Here is a 14,854-nt window from a genome sequence, read left to right on the forward strand (position 1 = left end):
CAGCTTGCGCAAAGCCCGGGCGCATGGCCTGGCACCGAAGGCACCGGACGCGACCAACCGTCCCTCGCCTTCCGGCCGCCGAGGGACGAAAACCGGCGGCGAGATGAAACCATTTTGCGGAACCCGCGAAACCATCCGGAAACAGATGGTCCTTAAGACAGGAGCCATAGACGGCGGCAAAGCCCGTCGGGAGGCTCAGATGAACCACTCCATTCACTCTGCTGATCGTGCGACCCACCTGAAGATCGTGGTGGTGGCGCTGGTGGCTGGCATCATGGTGGCCGGCTTCGGCATTGCAGCCCGCACCAATGCCGATTACAGCCAGACCGCCCAATCCACCCACGTGATCAAGGCCGGCAAGCCGGTGGTGGTGACGAGCGCCGGGACCTCGGAGATCCGCTGACACGTCCTTGTCCGGGCTGACCAGAGGCCGCCTCGGAGCGGCCTTTTTCGTTTTCCAGAGCAATGCTTAGCCGAGATGCACCGCGCAAGCGCAACGTCCTTGACTTCACCCAGCCCCACCTTTAAGTCCCCCCTCGTTCCGCGCGCTATCAGCGAACCACGCGGGAGTAGCTCAGTTGGTTAGAGCGCCGGCCTGTCACGCCGGAGGTCGCGGGTTCGAGCCCCGTCTCTCGCGCCATTTTTGGCAATCCCTTCATAGCCTTAGCCCGACATTTTCAACGCCCAGCGCATCTGCGCCAGGCTTTGCCTGCGGACGGCGGGAACTCTGGGCATAGTCAGCCCGCGCCCGAATCGTCTACGCCTTCCAAGGCTTAGAGGGATCCCCACGCGTTTCCGGCTTTTCCGGGGCTTCCCTGTCATTGAGGAGACCCCGTCATGGCTAAGAAGGATTCGGCGAAGAAGGCAGTCGCGCCCGCCACCGTCACGCTCAAGCACCTCGCCGCCGATATCGCCGAGAGCCAGGACCTGTCGAAAAAGCACGCCGAGGCGGTCCTGACCGACATGGTCGATTTGATCGCCAAGCACCTGAAGAAGGGCGACCGCGTCCGCATCGTCGGGCTCGGCATCCTCCAGGTCCGCAAGCGCGCCGCCCGCACCGGCCGCAATCCCGCCACCGGCGAGCCGATCCATATCAAGGCCAGCAAGAAGGTCACCTTCCGTCCGGTCAAGGAACTGAAAGAGGCGATCTGAGGCAACGTTTCGTTAGGCCTGATCTCATCGCGTTGCGGCCGCAACGCGGCCCGCTTTCTGGTATACCGCCTCTCTTCCCCTGACCCGGCGGTTTGACCAGACATGTCCTCCCTCACCTTTTCGCACACCGTGACCGAGCGCTTCCTGCGCTACGTCACCATCGACACCCAGTCCGATCCGGACTCCCCTCGCTCGCCCTCGACCGAGAAACAGAAGGATCTCGGCCGCGTCCTCGCCGCCGAGCTGAAGGCCATGGGCGTCGCGGACGCGCATCTCGACGATCACGGCTATGTCTACGGCACGATCCCGGCGAACACCGACAAGAAGGTGCCGGTGATCTGCTTCTGCTCGCACATGGACACCTCGCCCGACGTGACCGGCAAGGACGTCAAGCCGCAGATCTGGAAGAACTATCGCGGCGGCGACATCACCCTGCCGGGCGACACCAGCCAGGTGATCCGTTTCAACGAGCATCCGGCGCTGAAGAACCAGATCGGAAACGACATCATCACCACCGACGGCACGACGCTATTGGGTGCCGACAACAAGGCCGGCGTTGCCGAGATCATGGACGCCGCGCACTTCTTCATCAACAATCCCGACGTGAAGCACGGCACCATCAAGATCCTGTTCACGCCGGACGAAGAGATCGGCCGCGGCGTCGACAATGTCGACCTGAAGAAGCTGGGCGCCGATTTCGGCTACACCATAGACGGCGAAAGCGCCGGCTGCGTCGAGGACGAGACCTTCTCGGCCGACGGCGCCACCATCACCATCAACGGCGTCAGCGCTCATCCCGGCTATGCCAAGGGCAAAATGGAGCACGCCATCAAGATCGCGGCCGCCATCGTCGAGCGGCTGCCGAGGGAAGGCTGCTCGCCGGAGACGACCTCGGGCAAGCAGGGCTTTCTGCATCCGATCGGCATCGAGGGCGCGCTGGAGCAGGCGACACTCTCCTTCATCGTGCGCGACTTCACCGAGGAAGGCCTGAAGGAGAAGGAGGTCCTGCTCGAGACCATCGTCAAGGACGTGATGAAGGACTATCCGCGCTCGACCTACAAATTCGAGGTGCGGGAGCAGTACCGCAACATGAAGCAGGTGATCGACCGTCACCCGCACGTGCTCGAATACGCCATCGAGGCGATCCGCCGGGCCGGCCTGCGGCCGATGCGCACGGCGATCCGTGGCGGCACCGACGGCTCGCGCCTGTCCTTCATGGGCCTGCCCTGCCCCAACATCTTTGCCGGCGAGCACGCGTTTCATTCGCGGCTCGAATGGGTGAGCCGGCAGGACATGGAGAAAGCCGTGCAGACCATCGTGCATCTCGCGATGATCTGGGAGGAGAAGGCCTGACGCTTCTCGCAAACGCATCGGCCGGGCTTGCGCCCGGCCATCGCCGAGAGACCGAGAGACTACGGCACCGGCATCGCGCGCGGATTGCGATGGAAGCGGTTCGAGCTCGCCATCCAGTTCGGCAATGGCTCACCATCGCGATGCCGCCCGCCGGCCACGGCCGCAGCCCAGGCCACCGCGGCGCCGATCAGGGTCGCGGCTGCGACCGAGAACGCCACAATGATGGAGTTGCGCCGCGCACGGTTGATCGAGGTCTTGGAGTCTGCGATCAGCGCATCGACGCGTCGTTCGGCGTCGGGGGCCTGCAGTCCCGTGAGACCAGCAACCTGTTGTACCAAGTAGGCCCGGTCATCGGTGCTGACGCCGCTATGACTGGACGAGGTCATCAGAATGCGTCCCGCTTCGGCACGCGCTTCCCTCAGGTCGATGTTGGGCGCGCGCCGCGGTGCGCGGAACAGCTTGTCGAGCTCGTAGCTCAACAGAGGCTCGGCTGCGGACATATTGCTTGCCGAGCTGCGCATCGGCGAACGGTCGATCGCGGCAGCGCCGAGCAGCGCCAGCAGAGCCGCGCCGGCCAGCACGGCCAGAGCCCAGGAGGTCAGCCCGTGCAGGCCGTCCCGCCGCTCGCCATCATCCTCGATCGTTGCAAGCGCAGGCGCCGGTCGGGTCGTCCGGCCGGCGACGTAGCCGCCGAAGCCGAAGCTGACGATCGCCTGGATGATCAAGTATAGCCCGGAGAGCAGCGCCAGTGCCGCCGAGGCATCGCGCCAGGTCGGCGAGGCCGAACTGACACCCAGACCGACGGCGACCCCAAAGCCGATCAGGATGAACGACATTGCGCCAGCGGCGAGAGCGCCGGCGAACACCGAGCTCCACTGGATGGTCCGGCGGTCGTCGGCCGCCGTCACGCCGCCCTCCATCACTTCTTCCCGTACGAGCGTTTCCATTGTCGTCCTCTCAGCGCAGGCCGAAGAACGACAGGATCGCCATGATCACGACGATCAAGCCGATCAGGTAAATCAGTCCGTCCATGGTCCCATCCTCCTCAAGATGTTTCTGCTCGCTAATCAGAAGGGAGGAGGAACGTTCCTAAATTCGGCATCCATTGCGGAACGAACCGGCCGGATGCGCGTTAGTTGGTCGAGTCCCAAGGATGAGATTGTGAGCACAAGGGCCTCAGCCGGTCAGCCGCCGGCTGGGGCCTTTCCGCGTTTGCGATGGGCCAATCTCTCCCCTCGCCTGTCTTATGTTAACGACGCCGACCGCGGGATCATCAAAGATGCGATCGGGGCGGAACCTCCAGATCGGGAGAGGCGCGTGGATCGCAGAACGGCGTGCCTGCGTCAGGCGGATGCTTTCCGGGAAAAGGCCCTCGCCGATCCCGAGCATCACGACCAGTGGATCGACGAAGCCATCAAATGGCTGGAGCGGGCGATGGAGGCGAGTTGTCGTGCCATTGCCGTCGAGGCCGACGATGACAGCCACGTTCCGGAGTCGGCCCAAACGGCCATCATTGAAACCACTGCCCCGCATCGACGCGTCATCGTCCGCCAGTGAGTGGCCGGCGCGGACGCACCGCTGCGCCAATTGTTCCAGGGACGTAACAATGTTGCGGGTCGACACTGTTCCCGCCGCCATGCTAGGCCGGGCACCGACCGTAACCAGAGTGACGTCGTGCTCGCGAACCGCCAGCCCTCACGAACTTGCCGTCCGCGCAATTGGCGCGGGCTGCTGTCCGTGCTGATCGCGGTTGTCTATCTGCTCGCGGGCGCGCTGCACGGCTCGCACGATATCGACGTCACCACGCCGGGCGGTGGCTCGGAGATTGCCGCGGTCCTGGACGGACCCGCGGGCCATGGCGATCACAAGGCCATCGGCGGACATCATTGCCATGGCTGCTTCTCGCTGACGGTCACCCAGCCGGCGCCATCGGCCGTGTCGGTTGCGCCGGTGCCGGCAACATGCCCGCAACAGGCCCCGCGGCTGGCCGGAATCATCCCCGATACCGACTCTCCCCCTCCCAAACATATTGCCTGAATGGATTGGTCGGGCATTCCGCGCCCATTAGGTTCATCCTTCACAGGTCGGCTTCATGTTTCGCAGGGGAATGGCCGCGCGCCTGGCGTGTGCGGCAGCTTGTCTGATTGCCGGAATGGCGCTTGCACCGTCGCAGGCCCAGACCTTGACCATGCGCAGTGCACTGTCGCGCGCGTTGGCCGCGAGCCCGCGCCTGACGGCAGCCGAGCGCGATGTCGGCATTGCCACGGGCCAGCGCATCCAGGCCGGCGCGCTGCTCAATCCGGAATTGTCCTACGAACAGGACGATTCATTCGGCTCCGGCAAATATCGTGGGACCCGATCGGCCGAGACCACCCTCCAGATCAGCCAGGCCTTCGAGCTGTTCGGCAAGCGCGACGCGCGGATCGCGGCCGGAGCGGCCGGTGTCGAAGTCGCCTCGATCCAGCGCAAGGCCGTCAGGCTCGAGGTACTGTCGGAGACCGCGATCGCCTTCCTCAGCGTGCTGGGCGCGCAGCACCGGATCCAGATCCTCGACGAGCAGATCGCCGCCATCGACCGCCTGACGCCGCTCCTGCGCCGCCGCGTCGAGGCCGGTGCCTCCTCGCCGGCCGAGACCGGCCGCGCCGAGGTCGCTTCCGCCCTGGTGAAGGCCGACCGCGAACGCTTCAAGGCCACGCTGGCAAGCGCCCGGCGGGAGCTTGCGGTGCTGATGGGCGATCCTGCCGCGAAATTCGGCGAGGTCTCCGGCCGGCTCGACACCATGGGCAAGCCGCCGACGTTTCAGTCCGTCGTCGCCGCCATCGACGCCAATCCGCAGCTGGTGCGCTGGACCGCGGTCTTTGCCCAGCGCAATGCCGAGCTGCTGCTGGCGCGGCTCAAGCCCTATCCGGACGTGCGGATCGCCGCCGGCTGGCGCCACTTCAACGAGACCAATGACGACGCGGTGCGGCTCTCGCTGTCGGTCCCTATCCCCGTGTTCGACCAGAACCAGGGCAATATCCTCTCGGCGCAGGAAAGCCTCGCCAAGACCAAAGCCGAGCGCGAGGCCAACCGCAACACGCTGATCGTGATTGCCGGGCGCGCCTACGACTCGCTCCAGGGTTCGCTGCGCGAGCTCGCGGTGCTGCGCGAGATCGCCATTCCCAAAGCCGCTGAGGCGTCCGAGGCGATCTCGCAAGGCTACGGCCAGGGCCGCTTCACCCTGCTCGAGGTGCTCGACGCCCAGGCCAGCGTCACCCAGGCGCGGCTGCGCGAGCAGGAGGCGCTGCAGAACTTCCATGCCGGCGTTGCGACCATCGAAGGCCTCGTCGGCAATCCCTTCACGCTGGCGCGGGAGAGCGCACGATGAAGACCTCCTCTACCATTCTCGTGGCCATCGTTGCCGCCGCGCTTGGCGCTTACTTCTACTCCCTGCTCGCCCCGGCCAAGGTCGCACCCGCCGAGCACGCCGAGCATTCCGAACCGAAGAAGCCGAACGACCATGTCGAGCAGGACGAGCACGGCGCCGACCGCATCCGCATCTCCGACGTCAAGCTGGCCGCCGCAGGCGTCACGCTGGCCGAGGCTGCGAGCGCGACACTGACCGACACGCTCGCCTTCAACGGCATTCTGCGCGCCAACCAGGAAGCCGTGGTGCAGGTGACGCCGCGCTTTCCGGGCCTCGCCAAATCGATCGTCAGGCGCATCGGCGACAAGGTCGCCAAGGACGACCTGCTCGCCGCGATCGAGAGCAACCAGAGCCTCACCGTCTATGAGCTGAAGGCGCCCCTTGCCGGCACCGTCATCGAGCGGCAGATCTCGCTCGGCGAATACGCCTCCGAGCAGAAGCCGGCCTTCGTGGTCGCCGACCTCTCCACCATCTGGGTCGATCTGTCGATCTATCGGCAGGACCTTCGCCACATCCACCTCAACGACGAGGTGCTGATCGATCCCGACGACGGCCGCGGCGAGATCAAGGGCACGATCTCCTACATGGCGCCGATCGGCTCGAGCGAGACCCAGACCGCATTGGCCCGCGTGGTGCTGCAAAACCCGGATGGGCGCCTACGTCCCGGCCTGTTCGTCACGGCGCGGCTTGTGCTGGCTCATCGCAACGTTGCAGTTGCCGTACGCGCAGGAGCGATCCAGCGGTTGGAGAGCAAGACGGTCGTGTTCGTCCGCGAGGACGGCGACAAGATCGAGGCCCGTCCGGTCGAGCTCGGTGAATCCGATTCGAAATACGTGGAGATCCGCGCGGGCCTGTCGGCTGGCGAGCACTACGTCGCCGAAAACAGTTTCGTGGTGAAGGCCGAAATGGGCAAGGGAGACGCCGATCATGATTGAGACGCTCCTTGCCTTCTCCATCCGCCAGCGCTGGCTGGTCATCCTCGTTGCGCTCGCGGCCGGCGCCTTCGGAGCCTGGAACTTCACGCGCTTGCCGATCGATGCGCTCCCTGATGTGACCAACGTTCAGGTCCAGATCAACACCCGCGCGCCCGGACTGTCGCCGCTCGAAGCTGAGCAACGCATCACTTTTCCGATCGAGACCGCGATGGGCGGCCTGCCCAGGCTCGACCACACGCGCTCGATCTCCCGCTACGGCCTAAGTCAGGTCACGGTCGTTTTCCAGGATGGCACGGATATTTACTTCGCCCGTCAGCTCGTCAACGAGCGCATTCAGCAGGTGCGTGATCAGTTGCCGGCCGGCGTCGAGGCCCTGATGGGACCGATCTCGACCGGGCTCGGCGAGATCTACGTCTACTCCGTGGAAGCAAAGCCCGGCGCAAAATCGCCGGCCGGCGTCGAGTTCAGCCCCACGGAGCTGCGTACCATCCAGGACTGGATCATCAAGCCTCAACTGCGCACTGTTCCCGGCGTGGTCGAGGTCAACTCGATCGGCGGATATGAGCGCCAGTTCCACGTGCTGCCGATCCCCGGACGGTTGATGGCCTACGGGCTGGGCTTTCGCGACATCATGACGGCGCTGGCCGCCAACAACGCCAATGTCGGCGCGGGCTACATCGAACGTAACGGCGAGCAATACCTCGTTCGCGCACCCGGTCAGGTCGGCAACGTCGACGACATCAAGGACATCGTGATCGGCTCGCGCGGCGGCGTGCCGGTGCGCATTCACGACGTGGCCGATGTGCAGGAAGGCCACGAGCTGCGCACGGGCGCCGCATCGGTCAACGGCAAGGAAACCGTGCTCGGCACCACCATGCTGCTGATCGGCGAGAACAGCCGCGCCGTGGCCCAGCGCGTGGCGGCGCGCCTCGGCGAGATCGCGAAGTCGCTCCCCGAGGGCGTGATCGCGCGCGCGGTCTACGATCGCACCAATCTGGTCGAAGCCACCATTCAGACCGTCGAGAACAACCTCATCGAGGGCGCGGCGCTCGTGATCGCGGTGCTGTTCCTGATCCTCGGCAACATTCGCGCCGCGCTGATCACCGCCTGTATCATACCCCTCTCGATGCTGTTCACCATCACGGCCATGGTCGAGAGCAAGGTCAGCGCCAACTTGATGAGCCTCGGCGCGATCGACTTCGGCATCATCATCGATGGTGCAGTCATCATCGTCGAGAACTGCCTGCGGCTGCTCGCCGCCGAGCAGCACCGCCGCAGCCGGCTGCTGACTCGGGAGGAACGGCTCCGAACCATCCTTACGGCAAGCAGCGAGGTGATCAAGCCGAGCCTGTTCGGCATGCTGATCATCGCCGTCGTCTACCTGCCGATCCTGACCCTGACGGGGACGGAGGGCAAGATGTTCACCCCCATGGCGCTCACCGTGCTGATGGCGCTCACCGGCGCGGCGCTGCTGTCGGTCACTTTCGTTCCGGCTGCGGTGGCGATCTTCGTCTCCGGCAAGATCTCGGAGAAGGAGAACATCTTCATGCGCGCGGCGACGCGGTTCTATGTGCCGCTGCTCGACCGTGCCATTCGCTACCGCGGCAGCGTCGCCTCGGCCGCCGTCGTGATCGTCGCGGCTAGCCTGTTCGCTGCAACGCGCATGGGTGGCGAGTTCATCCCGAGCCTCGATGAAGGCGATCTCACCATCGAGACGATCCGAATTCCCGGCACCAGCCTGACGCAAAGTGCCGACATGCAGGTCCGGCTCGAGACGACGATCAAGCAGGTCCCGGAAGTGGCGTTGGTCTTCTCCAAGATGGGTACCGCCGAGATCGCCAACGATCCGATGCCGCCGAACGCCGCCGACACCTTCGTGACCCTGAAACCGCGCGAGCAATGGCCCGATCCCGACAAGTCCAAACAGGAGGTGGTCGAAGACATCGAGCGCGCCGCGGACACCCTGCCCGGTTCGGCCTACGGCATGACCCAACCGATCCAGATGCGGTTCAACGAACTGATCGCCGGGATCCGCAGCGATGTCGGCGTCAAGATCTTCGGCGACGATCTCGACCTGCTCGCCGGCGTTGCCGCTCAGGTCAATGCCGCGATCCGCGGCATCGACGGCGCCGCCGACGTCAAGACCGAGCAGATCGCGGGCCTGCCCATCCTCACTGTCAAGCTCGACCGCCAGGCACTGTCGCGCTACGGCCTCAGTCTCAGCGAGGTGCAGAATCTGGTTGAGATCGCGATCGGCGGCAAGCCGGTCGGAAAACTGTTCGAGGGGGATCGCCGCTTCGACATCGTAGTGCGGCTGCCGGAAAGCCTGCGGGCCAATCCCGCGACCATCAAGTCGCTGCCGATTCCACTGCCGCAGGTCCAGGATGCCGCCGCGACCAGATCGGCCTTCGCAAGCGCATCGAGCCCTCCGCCGCGCTACGTACCTTTGTCCTCCGTTGCGGCCATCGAGATCGCGCCCGGCCCCAACCAGATCAGCCGCGAGAACGGCAAGCGGCGCGTGGTGGTGACGGCCAATGTCAGGGGGCGCGACCTGCGCTCCTTCGTGGCCGAGGCGCAGGCGGTGATCGCCGAGAAGGTCAAGCTGCCGCCGGGCTACTGGATCGGCTGGGGCGGCCAGTTCGAGCAGCTCGTCTCCGCCGCCAAGCGGCTGACGATCGTGGTGCCAGTGGCGCTGCTGCTGGTGTTCCTGCTGCTGTTCATGGGCATGGGATCGGCGGCGGATGCGGCGCTGGTGTTCTCCGGCGTGCCGCTGGCGCTGACCGGCGGCGTTGCGGCGCTGTTGCTACGCGGCATTCCACTCTCCATCAGCGCCGGTGTCGGCTTCATCGCGCTGTCGGGCGTCGCCGTGCTCAACGGCCTCGTCATCATCGCCTTCATCGAACGGCTTCGCGGCGAGGAGCGCCCCATCGCCGAGGCCGTGCGCGAGGGCGCGCTGACGCGGCTGCGCCCTGTGCTGATGACGGCCCTCGTCGCCTCGCTCGGCTTCGTGCCGATGGCGCTCGCCACCGGCGCCGGCGCGGAGGTGCAGCGGCCGCTGGCAACCGTGGTCATCGGTGGCATTATCTCCTCGACCATCCTGACGCTGCTGGTGCTGCCGGCGCTCTACGTGCTGTTCCGCCGTGACGTGGCAGTCGAAACGCCTACAATGGCGCCTGATTTGGCGACGTCCGGGGAGCGCTAGAATTGGGCAGCCACGACCACCACGGTCATCACCACCATGATGATGCAGGTCATTCGCATGATCATGGCCACGATCATGGCCCTGGACACGGCCATGTCCATGCGCCCGCCAATTTCGGCAAGGCGTTCGCAGTCGGCATTACGCTCAACACCGCGCTGGTCGTGGCCGAGGCAACTTACGGCTATGTCGGCAACTCCACCGCCCTGCTCGCCGATGCCGGCCATAACCTGTCCGACGTGCTCGGCCTGGTCGTGGCCTGGGGCGCTTCGGTCGCGGCGCGGCGTGCGCCGAGCGGCCGCTTCACCTATGGCCTGCGCGCCTCCACCATCCTGGCTGCGCTGGCCAATGCAATGTTCCTGCTGGTTGCGACAGGCGCGATCGGCTGGGAGGCAATCCTGCGCCTGCGCGAGCCGGAGCCGGTCGCGGGCCTCACCGTGATGGTGGTCGCCGGCATCGGCATCCTCATCAACGGATTTACCGCGATGCTGTTCGCCAGCGGACGTAAGGACGACATCAACATCGAGGGCGCGTACCTGCACATGGCAGCGGACGCCGCGGTCTCGCTCGGCGTCATGATCTCGGCGGCGCTGATCATCTGGACCGGCTGGCTCTGGCTCGATCCCGTCACCAGCCTCGTCATCTGCGCGACGATCCTCTGGAGCACCACCAGCCTCTTGCGCGGCTCGATCGACATGTCGATGGCCGCAGCGCCCAAGGGCACCGACCTCGCTGCGATCCGGGCGTTCCTGCTGGCGCGGCCGGGCGTCTCCGGGATTCACGACCTCCATGTCTGGCCGATCTCGACGACCGAGACGGCGTTGACCTGCCACCTCGTCATGCCCGCGGGCACGGGCGATGCATTCCTGATGGAGACGACCCAGCTCCTGAAGACATCATTCCGCATCGGCCACACCACGCTTCAGGTCGAGACCCATCCCGACAACGGCTGCGCGCTGGCGCCGGATGATGTGGTGTGAGGGGTTGCTGCGGTGGTGCGCACCGATTGGGGCGATGCGCGTCTCTCACCGTCACCCCGAGGTGGCCGCTTCTTCAGCGGCCCTCGAAGGGCGACGGCCCGGCTGCATCGAGGCCGTTCATCCTTCGAGGCTCCCGGCGCGATGCTAAGCATCGCGCCACTCGCACCTCAGGATGACGGGTCTGACAGAGACGCAAGCCGCAACGACAGCTCGCGCTCACTCCGCCTTCGCCGTCACGATCCAGATCGCGCCCTGCAACTCAACGCGCTGGCCCTTCTGGAATGGCGCGAGCATCTCGCGGATCGACGCCTTGGCGGCCTCATAGGTCTCCGGCGGATGGCCCTGCAGGGCGCGGCTGGCCGGGCCGATCTGGAGCGCGCCTTCGACGGCCGCATCGAGGCCGCCGCCGATGGCGACGTCCATCGGCAGATTGTGCGGCTCCATCGCCGGGTCGACGAAGCCCGCCCCCTTCAGGATGCGCATCACGCGCTCTTCCGAGGCGAAGGCGAATGGACCCGGCTCCTCCGGCCCGACCGGCGGCATCTTCGGCACATGTTTGTAGACCGCCATCAGGGGCGCCATCATCCACGGATTCTCCTTCGGCTCGCGCCAGCAGGCGAAGGCGAGCCGGCCGGTCGGCTTCAGCGCGCGCCGCAGATTGGTGAAGGAGGCGACGGGGTCGGCGAAGAACATCACGCCGAAGCGCGAGACGAGCAGATCGAAGCTGGCCGGCTCGAACGGATGGACCGTTGCATCCGCCAGCACGAAATCGAGCGGCAGGCCCTTTGGCGCAAACGCGCGCGCCTGCGCCAGCATCGGCTCGGACACGTCGAGGCCGAGCGCAAATCCGTCAGGCGCTACCGCCTTGGCGAACGCGAACGTCGTCGCACCGGAGCCGCAGCCGACGTCGAGGACACGCTCACCGGGCATCGGGCGGGCGCGGTCGATCAGCACGTCCGCAATGGGTCCGAGAAGGCTCTCCTGGGCCGCGTGGCGATCGGCCCAGCGCTGGCCGCTCGGGCCGTTCCAATAGGCGATCTGGTCGGCGTTCTGCTCGTGGCTAGGCTGTTGCATCGCATTCTCCTTCGGATCGCGCCGGCTGTCCGCCCCGCCGACAGACGCTTATCCGCATGCAGTTCCCGGACGCAAGACCGATTCCGGCGAGGTATCTGACGGCAGCCACAGTGGCGAGCGGAAAGGTACGGGAGCGACGTGAGCGACGGGGTCCAGAGTTGACACAATCGGGACCCACTGTTCTAACTCGGGAAACATGGGGAAACCCTTTGAAATCCGAACGATCAGTCGGCATCGATTGCCTGCGCGCCATCTCGATCATCTGGGTGCTGCTCTACCACTTTGTCCCGCTTCAGATCTTCAATCGGGGCACGTTCGGCGTGCTGCTGTTCTTCATCATCAGCGGCTATTGCATCGCGTTCAGCGTTGAGACCTCGCAATCGGCCTGGCACTTCTACGCCAAGAGGCTCGGCCGCCTGCTGCCGGCGCTGATCGTCTGCGGACTGCTGACCACGCTGTTCAAGAATGTGATGCCCGATCTGGTCGAGCCCGGCCGTGGAGTGACTTGGTTCGACTACGTCTACACGTTGATATCTCTTCCGACTCTCAACGTCCTCCGCGTCGATCATCATTTGCCCGACGGCGCCTATTGGTCATTGCAGATTGAATTTCAGTTCTACCTCTTCTGCTTCCTGATGATGGCGCTGGGCCTCAAGCAACGTCTCTTGGCGCTGCTCTGCGTGGTGACCATCTTCCGGACCCTGACCACCAGCACGGACTTCTACACCTCAAACGATTTCTTTCCGTTCTTCATTACCGGCATGAGCGTTGCAGCTCTCGTCAGGGGGCGCAGCAGGGAGGCGATCATTGGGATCGCCGTGGCGTTCTCGGTCGAACTCTATCATCTGAATTTCAACGTCAAGCAGCCGTCGGTCGCGATCGAGATGTACCGCTCGCTGCTACTATGGTCCGGCACGGCGGCCGTCTATCTTGCCGCGCGGTACGACCACGTCCTGCTTCGATCGCTTCGCGCCGTGGCCGTCCCCTTGGCCTTCATTGGCGTCATCAGCTATCCGCTCTACCTGCTTCATCAGGACATCGGGAATATGATCCTGCACTGGGCTCACATTGGCCGCGACTATAATTCGGCCCTGTTCGTTCGAGCCGTCGTGCTGCCGGGTTTCCTCGCCGCCATGGCCTGGCTGGTCTTTGCACTTGTCGAGAGACCCGCGATCAAACCGTTGACAGCATTGCTGGCCAACCCGCTCGCCTGGGTTCGTCGATCGCAGCCGTCAGCGGCGGGAAGCCGGTATCAAGCCGCCGCGCCCAGCGGAGACGTCGCGCGCCAGGAGCCGGTCGGGTAGATCCGATCCGCGCTGAATCGCAAGCGCACTGACCGGCAGGCTGGTGGGCGGTCACGGCTTCGAACCGCGGACCCTCTCGGTGTAAACGAGATGTGCCAACCAGCTGAGCCAACCTCTCGCGCGCCTGGCGCAGCGTGTCGCGCGTGTGCGCATTGCGGCCGCATTGGTTTCACCGAACGGCCACATCGGAATCAGATGCCAACCAGATTTCGGCGATAGGTTTCGCCGTTCCTCAAACTGGAAAAGGCATGCCCATGCGCAGATTCACCGCGTCCGTCATCGTTGCGGCTCTCTCCCTCGGAACACCGGCTCTCGTGCAGGCACAGGGCGCATCGTCACAACCCGGCGAGGAACAGCCGTCCACGCAGTCCAGCACGGAGATCCGGAGCATCCAGGTCGTCGACGTCAAGGAATTGCAGCCGGCGGTGCGCGCGAAAGTCGATGAACTCGTGGCGCACACAAGCGACAAGGACATCCAATCGCTTCGGCAGTCGATCGACGCCACACCGCAGGCAGCCTCCGTGCTCAAGGCCAAGGGCTTGAGCTCGTCGCAAGTCGTCGCGATCAACATCGCCGACGGTGTCCTGACGATGTTCACCAAGACAGCCTAACACCAGGCGGGCCGTTTCGAGGCGAAACACGGTTGCCCTGCAGCGCGCCTGCTGCAGGGCCGCTCGCGTTCGGCGTAAAAGCCCCCGGCCTGGCCGCGAATTGGAGCCAAGGCGCGGCGCGCTGGGCTCTTGCTTCGGCACCCACCGGGGCGCTAAAGAGGCGCACTTGGGCGGTTAGCTCAGCTGGTTAGAGCATCTCGTTTACACCGAGAGGGTCCGCGGTTCGAATCCGTGACCGCCCACCAGCCTTCGCGAGCTACGGCTCGGCAGGCCAGCACAGCAGGTCATCAGCGCGAAGCGAGCGAAGGCTGCCGCGCCGAAGCCCATCGGGCGAAGGCGGGCTTTTCGCGGCGAAGTACGCCTCGCAATCTCAGCCCTCAATCCTTCGGCCGCCCCGGCAGCAGCGGCACCGCGTCGATCCACACCGCGGCCGACTGGCACCAGATCTGCCTGATGGGCCGCAGCTTGTCACGCTGGCGGATCGAACCCCAGCGGATGCCCCAATCGTCGGCCTGATCGCCCTCGCCGCTGGTGAATAGCGGGGAACCACAATCGGCACAGAAGTGCTGGAAGCGCATCCGGCCGTTATCGCCGCGCTTACCGTAGATTTTTGGCGTGCCGGCGGTCAAGCGGACGTCGGCCTTGGTGCAGATCGCGGTCACCCGGAATGGCGAGCCGGTCAGGGTCTGGCAATCGGTGCAGTGGCAGACCGACACCGCCTCAGGATCGATCTCGGCCTCATAGGTGATCCGCCCGCAATGGCATTGCCCGTCGATCCGCATCGCTCTCCCCAACAAAAACGGCGCCCGAAGGCGCCGTTTTATCATCTTTCGCGATGGC

At 65.3% G+C, this 14,854-nt stretch carries 14 protein-coding genes and 2 tRNA genes; 13 read left to right on the forward strand and 3 right to left on the reverse strand.

What is annotated here, in order from left to right:
• Positions 1-199 precede the first annotated feature (199 nt).
• The 4 genes from UNPA324_RS08745 (at position 200) to pepT (ending at position 2,505) form a co-directional block, all read left to right on the forward strand.
• Positions 200-403: a hypothetical protein gene (locus tag UNPA324_RS08745; RefSeq protein ID WP_063194782.1), complete on the forward strand. Its 204-nt coding sequence runs from the start codon at positions 200-202 to the stop codon at positions 401-403.
• Positions 404-563: 160 nt separating this feature from the next.
• Positions 564-640 (forward strand) — tRNA-Asp (locus tag UNPA324_RS08750).
• A 197-nt stretch (positions 641-837) separates the two neighbouring features.
• The gene (locus UNPA324_RS08755) at positions 838-1,152 is read left to right on the forward strand and encodes an HU family DNA-binding protein (protein WP_141934423.1); all 315 of its coding nucleotides are present in this window, start codon (positions 838-840) and stop codon (positions 1,150-1,152) included.
• Positions 1,153-1,254: 102 nt separating this feature from the next.
• Complete coding sequence (gene pepT, locus UNPA324_RS08760) at positions 1,255-2,505, forward strand: peptidase T (RefSeq protein ID WP_128917421.1); 1,251 nt, start codon at positions 1,255-1,257, stop codon at positions 2,503-2,505.
• Between the two features lie 59 nt (positions 2,506-2,564).
• Here pepT and UNPA324_RS08765 read toward each other — a convergent pair whose 3' ends face one another.
• Positions 2,565-3,452 (reverse strand): hypothetical protein, encoded by an 888-nt coding sequence (locus UNPA324_RS08765; protein ID WP_141934424.1) that lies wholly within the window; start codon positions 3,450-3,452, stop codon positions 2,565-2,567.
• A gap of 370 nt (positions 3,453-3,822) precedes the next feature.
• Between UNPA324_RS08765 and UNPA324_RS08770 the strand changes: the two genes are divergently transcribed.
• The 6 genes from UNPA324_RS08770 to UNPA324_RS08795 all read left to right on the forward strand — a co-directional run bounded on the left by UNPA324_RS08770 (position 3,823) and on the right by UNPA324_RS08795 (position 11,025).
• Entirely contained in the window at positions 3,823-4,062 is a 240-nt protein-coding gene (locus UNPA324_RS08770) for a hypothetical protein (protein WP_141934425.1), read from the forward strand.
• A 117-nt stretch (positions 4,063-4,179) separates the two neighbouring features.
• Positions 4,180-4,542 (forward strand): hypothetical protein, encoded by a 363-nt coding sequence (locus UNPA324_RS08775; protein ID WP_141934426.1) that lies wholly within the window; start codon positions 4,180-4,182, stop codon positions 4,540-4,542.
• 55 nt (positions 4,543-4,597) lie between these two features.
• Positions 4,598-5,872, forward strand: coding sequence for a divalent metal ion exporter subunit IhpA (gene ihpA / locus UNPA324_RS08780; RefSeq protein ID WP_141934427.1), 1,275 nt, complete (start codon positions 4,598-4,600; stop codon positions 5,870-5,872).
• Positions 5,869-6,846 (forward strand): divalent metal ion exporter adaptor subunit IhpB, encoded by a 978-nt coding sequence (gene ihpB, locus UNPA324_RS08785; protein WP_128917426.1) that lies wholly within the window; start codon positions 5,869-5,871, stop codon positions 6,844-6,846. Before ihpA ends, ihpB begins: the two co-directional genes overlap by 4 nt.
• Positions 6,839-10,048 carry an efflux RND transporter permease subunit gene (locus UNPA324_RS08790; protein WP_141934428.1) on the forward strand — a complete coding sequence of 1,070 codons (3,210 nt, stop codon included), beginning with the start codon at positions 6,839-6,841 and terminating at the stop codon, positions 10,046-10,048. Before ihpB ends, UNPA324_RS08790 begins: the two co-directional genes overlap by 8 nt.
• Positions 10,049-10,050: 2 nt before the next feature.
• Positions 10,051-11,025, forward strand: coding sequence for a cation diffusion facilitator family transporter (locus UNPA324_RS08795; protein ID WP_128917428.1), 975 nt, complete (start codon positions 10,051-10,053; stop codon positions 11,023-11,025).
• A gap of 216 nt (positions 11,026-11,241) precedes the next feature.
• On the opposite strand, the gene UNPA324_RS08800 is transcribed toward UNPA324_RS08795, so the two are convergent.
• Complete coding sequence (locus UNPA324_RS08800) at positions 11,242-12,099, reverse strand: class I SAM-dependent methyltransferase (protein WP_141934429.1); 858 nt, start codon at positions 12,097-12,099, stop codon at positions 11,242-11,244.
• Between the two features lie 209 nt (positions 12,100-12,308).
• Here UNPA324_RS08800 and UNPA324_RS08805 point away from each other — a divergent pair, with 209 nt between their 5' ends.
• The 3 genes from UNPA324_RS08805 to UNPA324_RS08820 all read left to right on the forward strand — a co-directional run bounded on the left by UNPA324_RS08805 (position 12,309) and on the right by UNPA324_RS08820 (position 14,259).
• The gene (locus UNPA324_RS08805; RefSeq protein WP_181769337.1) at positions 12,309-13,403 is read left to right on the forward strand and encodes an acyltransferase family protein; all 1,095 of its coding nucleotides are present in this window, start codon (positions 12,309-12,311) and stop codon (positions 13,401-13,403) included.
• Between the two features lie 248 nt (positions 13,404-13,651).
• Complete coding sequence (locus UNPA324_RS08815) at positions 13,652-14,014, forward strand: hypothetical protein (protein ID WP_141934431.1); 363 nt, start codon at positions 13,652-13,654, stop codon at positions 14,012-14,014.
• Between the two features lie 168 nt (positions 14,015-14,182).
• Positions 14,183-14,259, forward strand: a tRNA-Val gene (locus tag UNPA324_RS08820).
• A 132-nt stretch (positions 14,260-14,391) separates the two neighbouring features.
• On the opposite strand, the gene UNPA324_RS08825 is transcribed toward UNPA324_RS08820, so the two are convergent.
• Positions 14,392-14,796 (reverse strand): GFA family protein, encoded by a 405-nt coding sequence (locus tag UNPA324_RS08825; protein WP_141934432.1) that lies wholly within the window; start codon positions 14,794-14,796, stop codon positions 14,392-14,394.
• Positions 14,797-14,854 lie beyond the last annotated feature (58 nt).

This window comes from Bradyrhizobium sp. UNPA324 (assembly GCF_006658635.1).
Classification (GTDB): Bacteria; Pseudomonadota; Alphaproteobacteria; order Rhizobiales; family Xanthobacteraceae; genus Bradyrhizobium; species Bradyrhizobium nanningense.

Excerpts from the sequence above, each read along its gene's own strand:
- UNPA324_RS08765 (WP_141934424.1), bottom strand. The coding sequence starts at position 3,452 with ATGGAAACGCTCGTACGGGAAGAAGTGATGGAGGGCGGCGTGACGGCG.
- UNPA324_RS08800 (WP_141934429.1), bottom strand. The coding sequence starts at position 12,099 with ATGCAACAGCCTAGCCACGAGCAGAACGCCGACCAGATCGCCTATTGG.
- UNPA324_RS08825 (WP_141934432.1), bottom strand. The coding sequence starts at position 14,796 with ATGCGGATCGACGGGCAATGCCATTGCGGGCGGATCACCTATGAGGCC.
- UNPA324_RS08790 (WP_141934428.1), top strand. The coding sequence starts at position 6,839 with ATGATTGAGACGCTCCTTGCCTTCTCCATCCGCCAGCGCTGGCTGGTC.
- pepT (WP_128917421.1), top strand. The coding sequence starts at position 1,255 with ATGTCCTCCCTCACCTTTTCGCACACCGTGACCGAGCGCTTCCTGCGC.
- UNPA324_RS08745 (WP_063194782.1), top strand. The coding sequence starts at position 200 with ATGAACCACTCCATTCACTCTGCTGATCGTGCGACCCACCTGAAGATC.
- UNPA324_RS08815 (WP_141934431.1), top strand. The coding sequence starts at position 13,652 with ATGCCCATGCGCAGATTCACCGCGTCCGTCATCGTTGCGGCTCTCTCC.
- UNPA324_RS08755 (WP_141934423.1), top strand. The coding sequence starts at position 838 with ATGGCTAAGAAGGATTCGGCGAAGAAGGCAGTCGCGCCCGCCACCGTC.
- ihpB (WP_128917426.1), top strand. The coding sequence starts at position 5,869 with ATGAAGACCTCCTCTACCATTCTCGTGGCCATCGTTGCCGCCGCGCTT.
- ihpA (WP_141934427.1), top strand. The coding sequence starts at position 4,598 with ATGTTTCGCAGGGGAATGGCCGCGCGCCTGGCGTGTGCGGCAGCTTGT.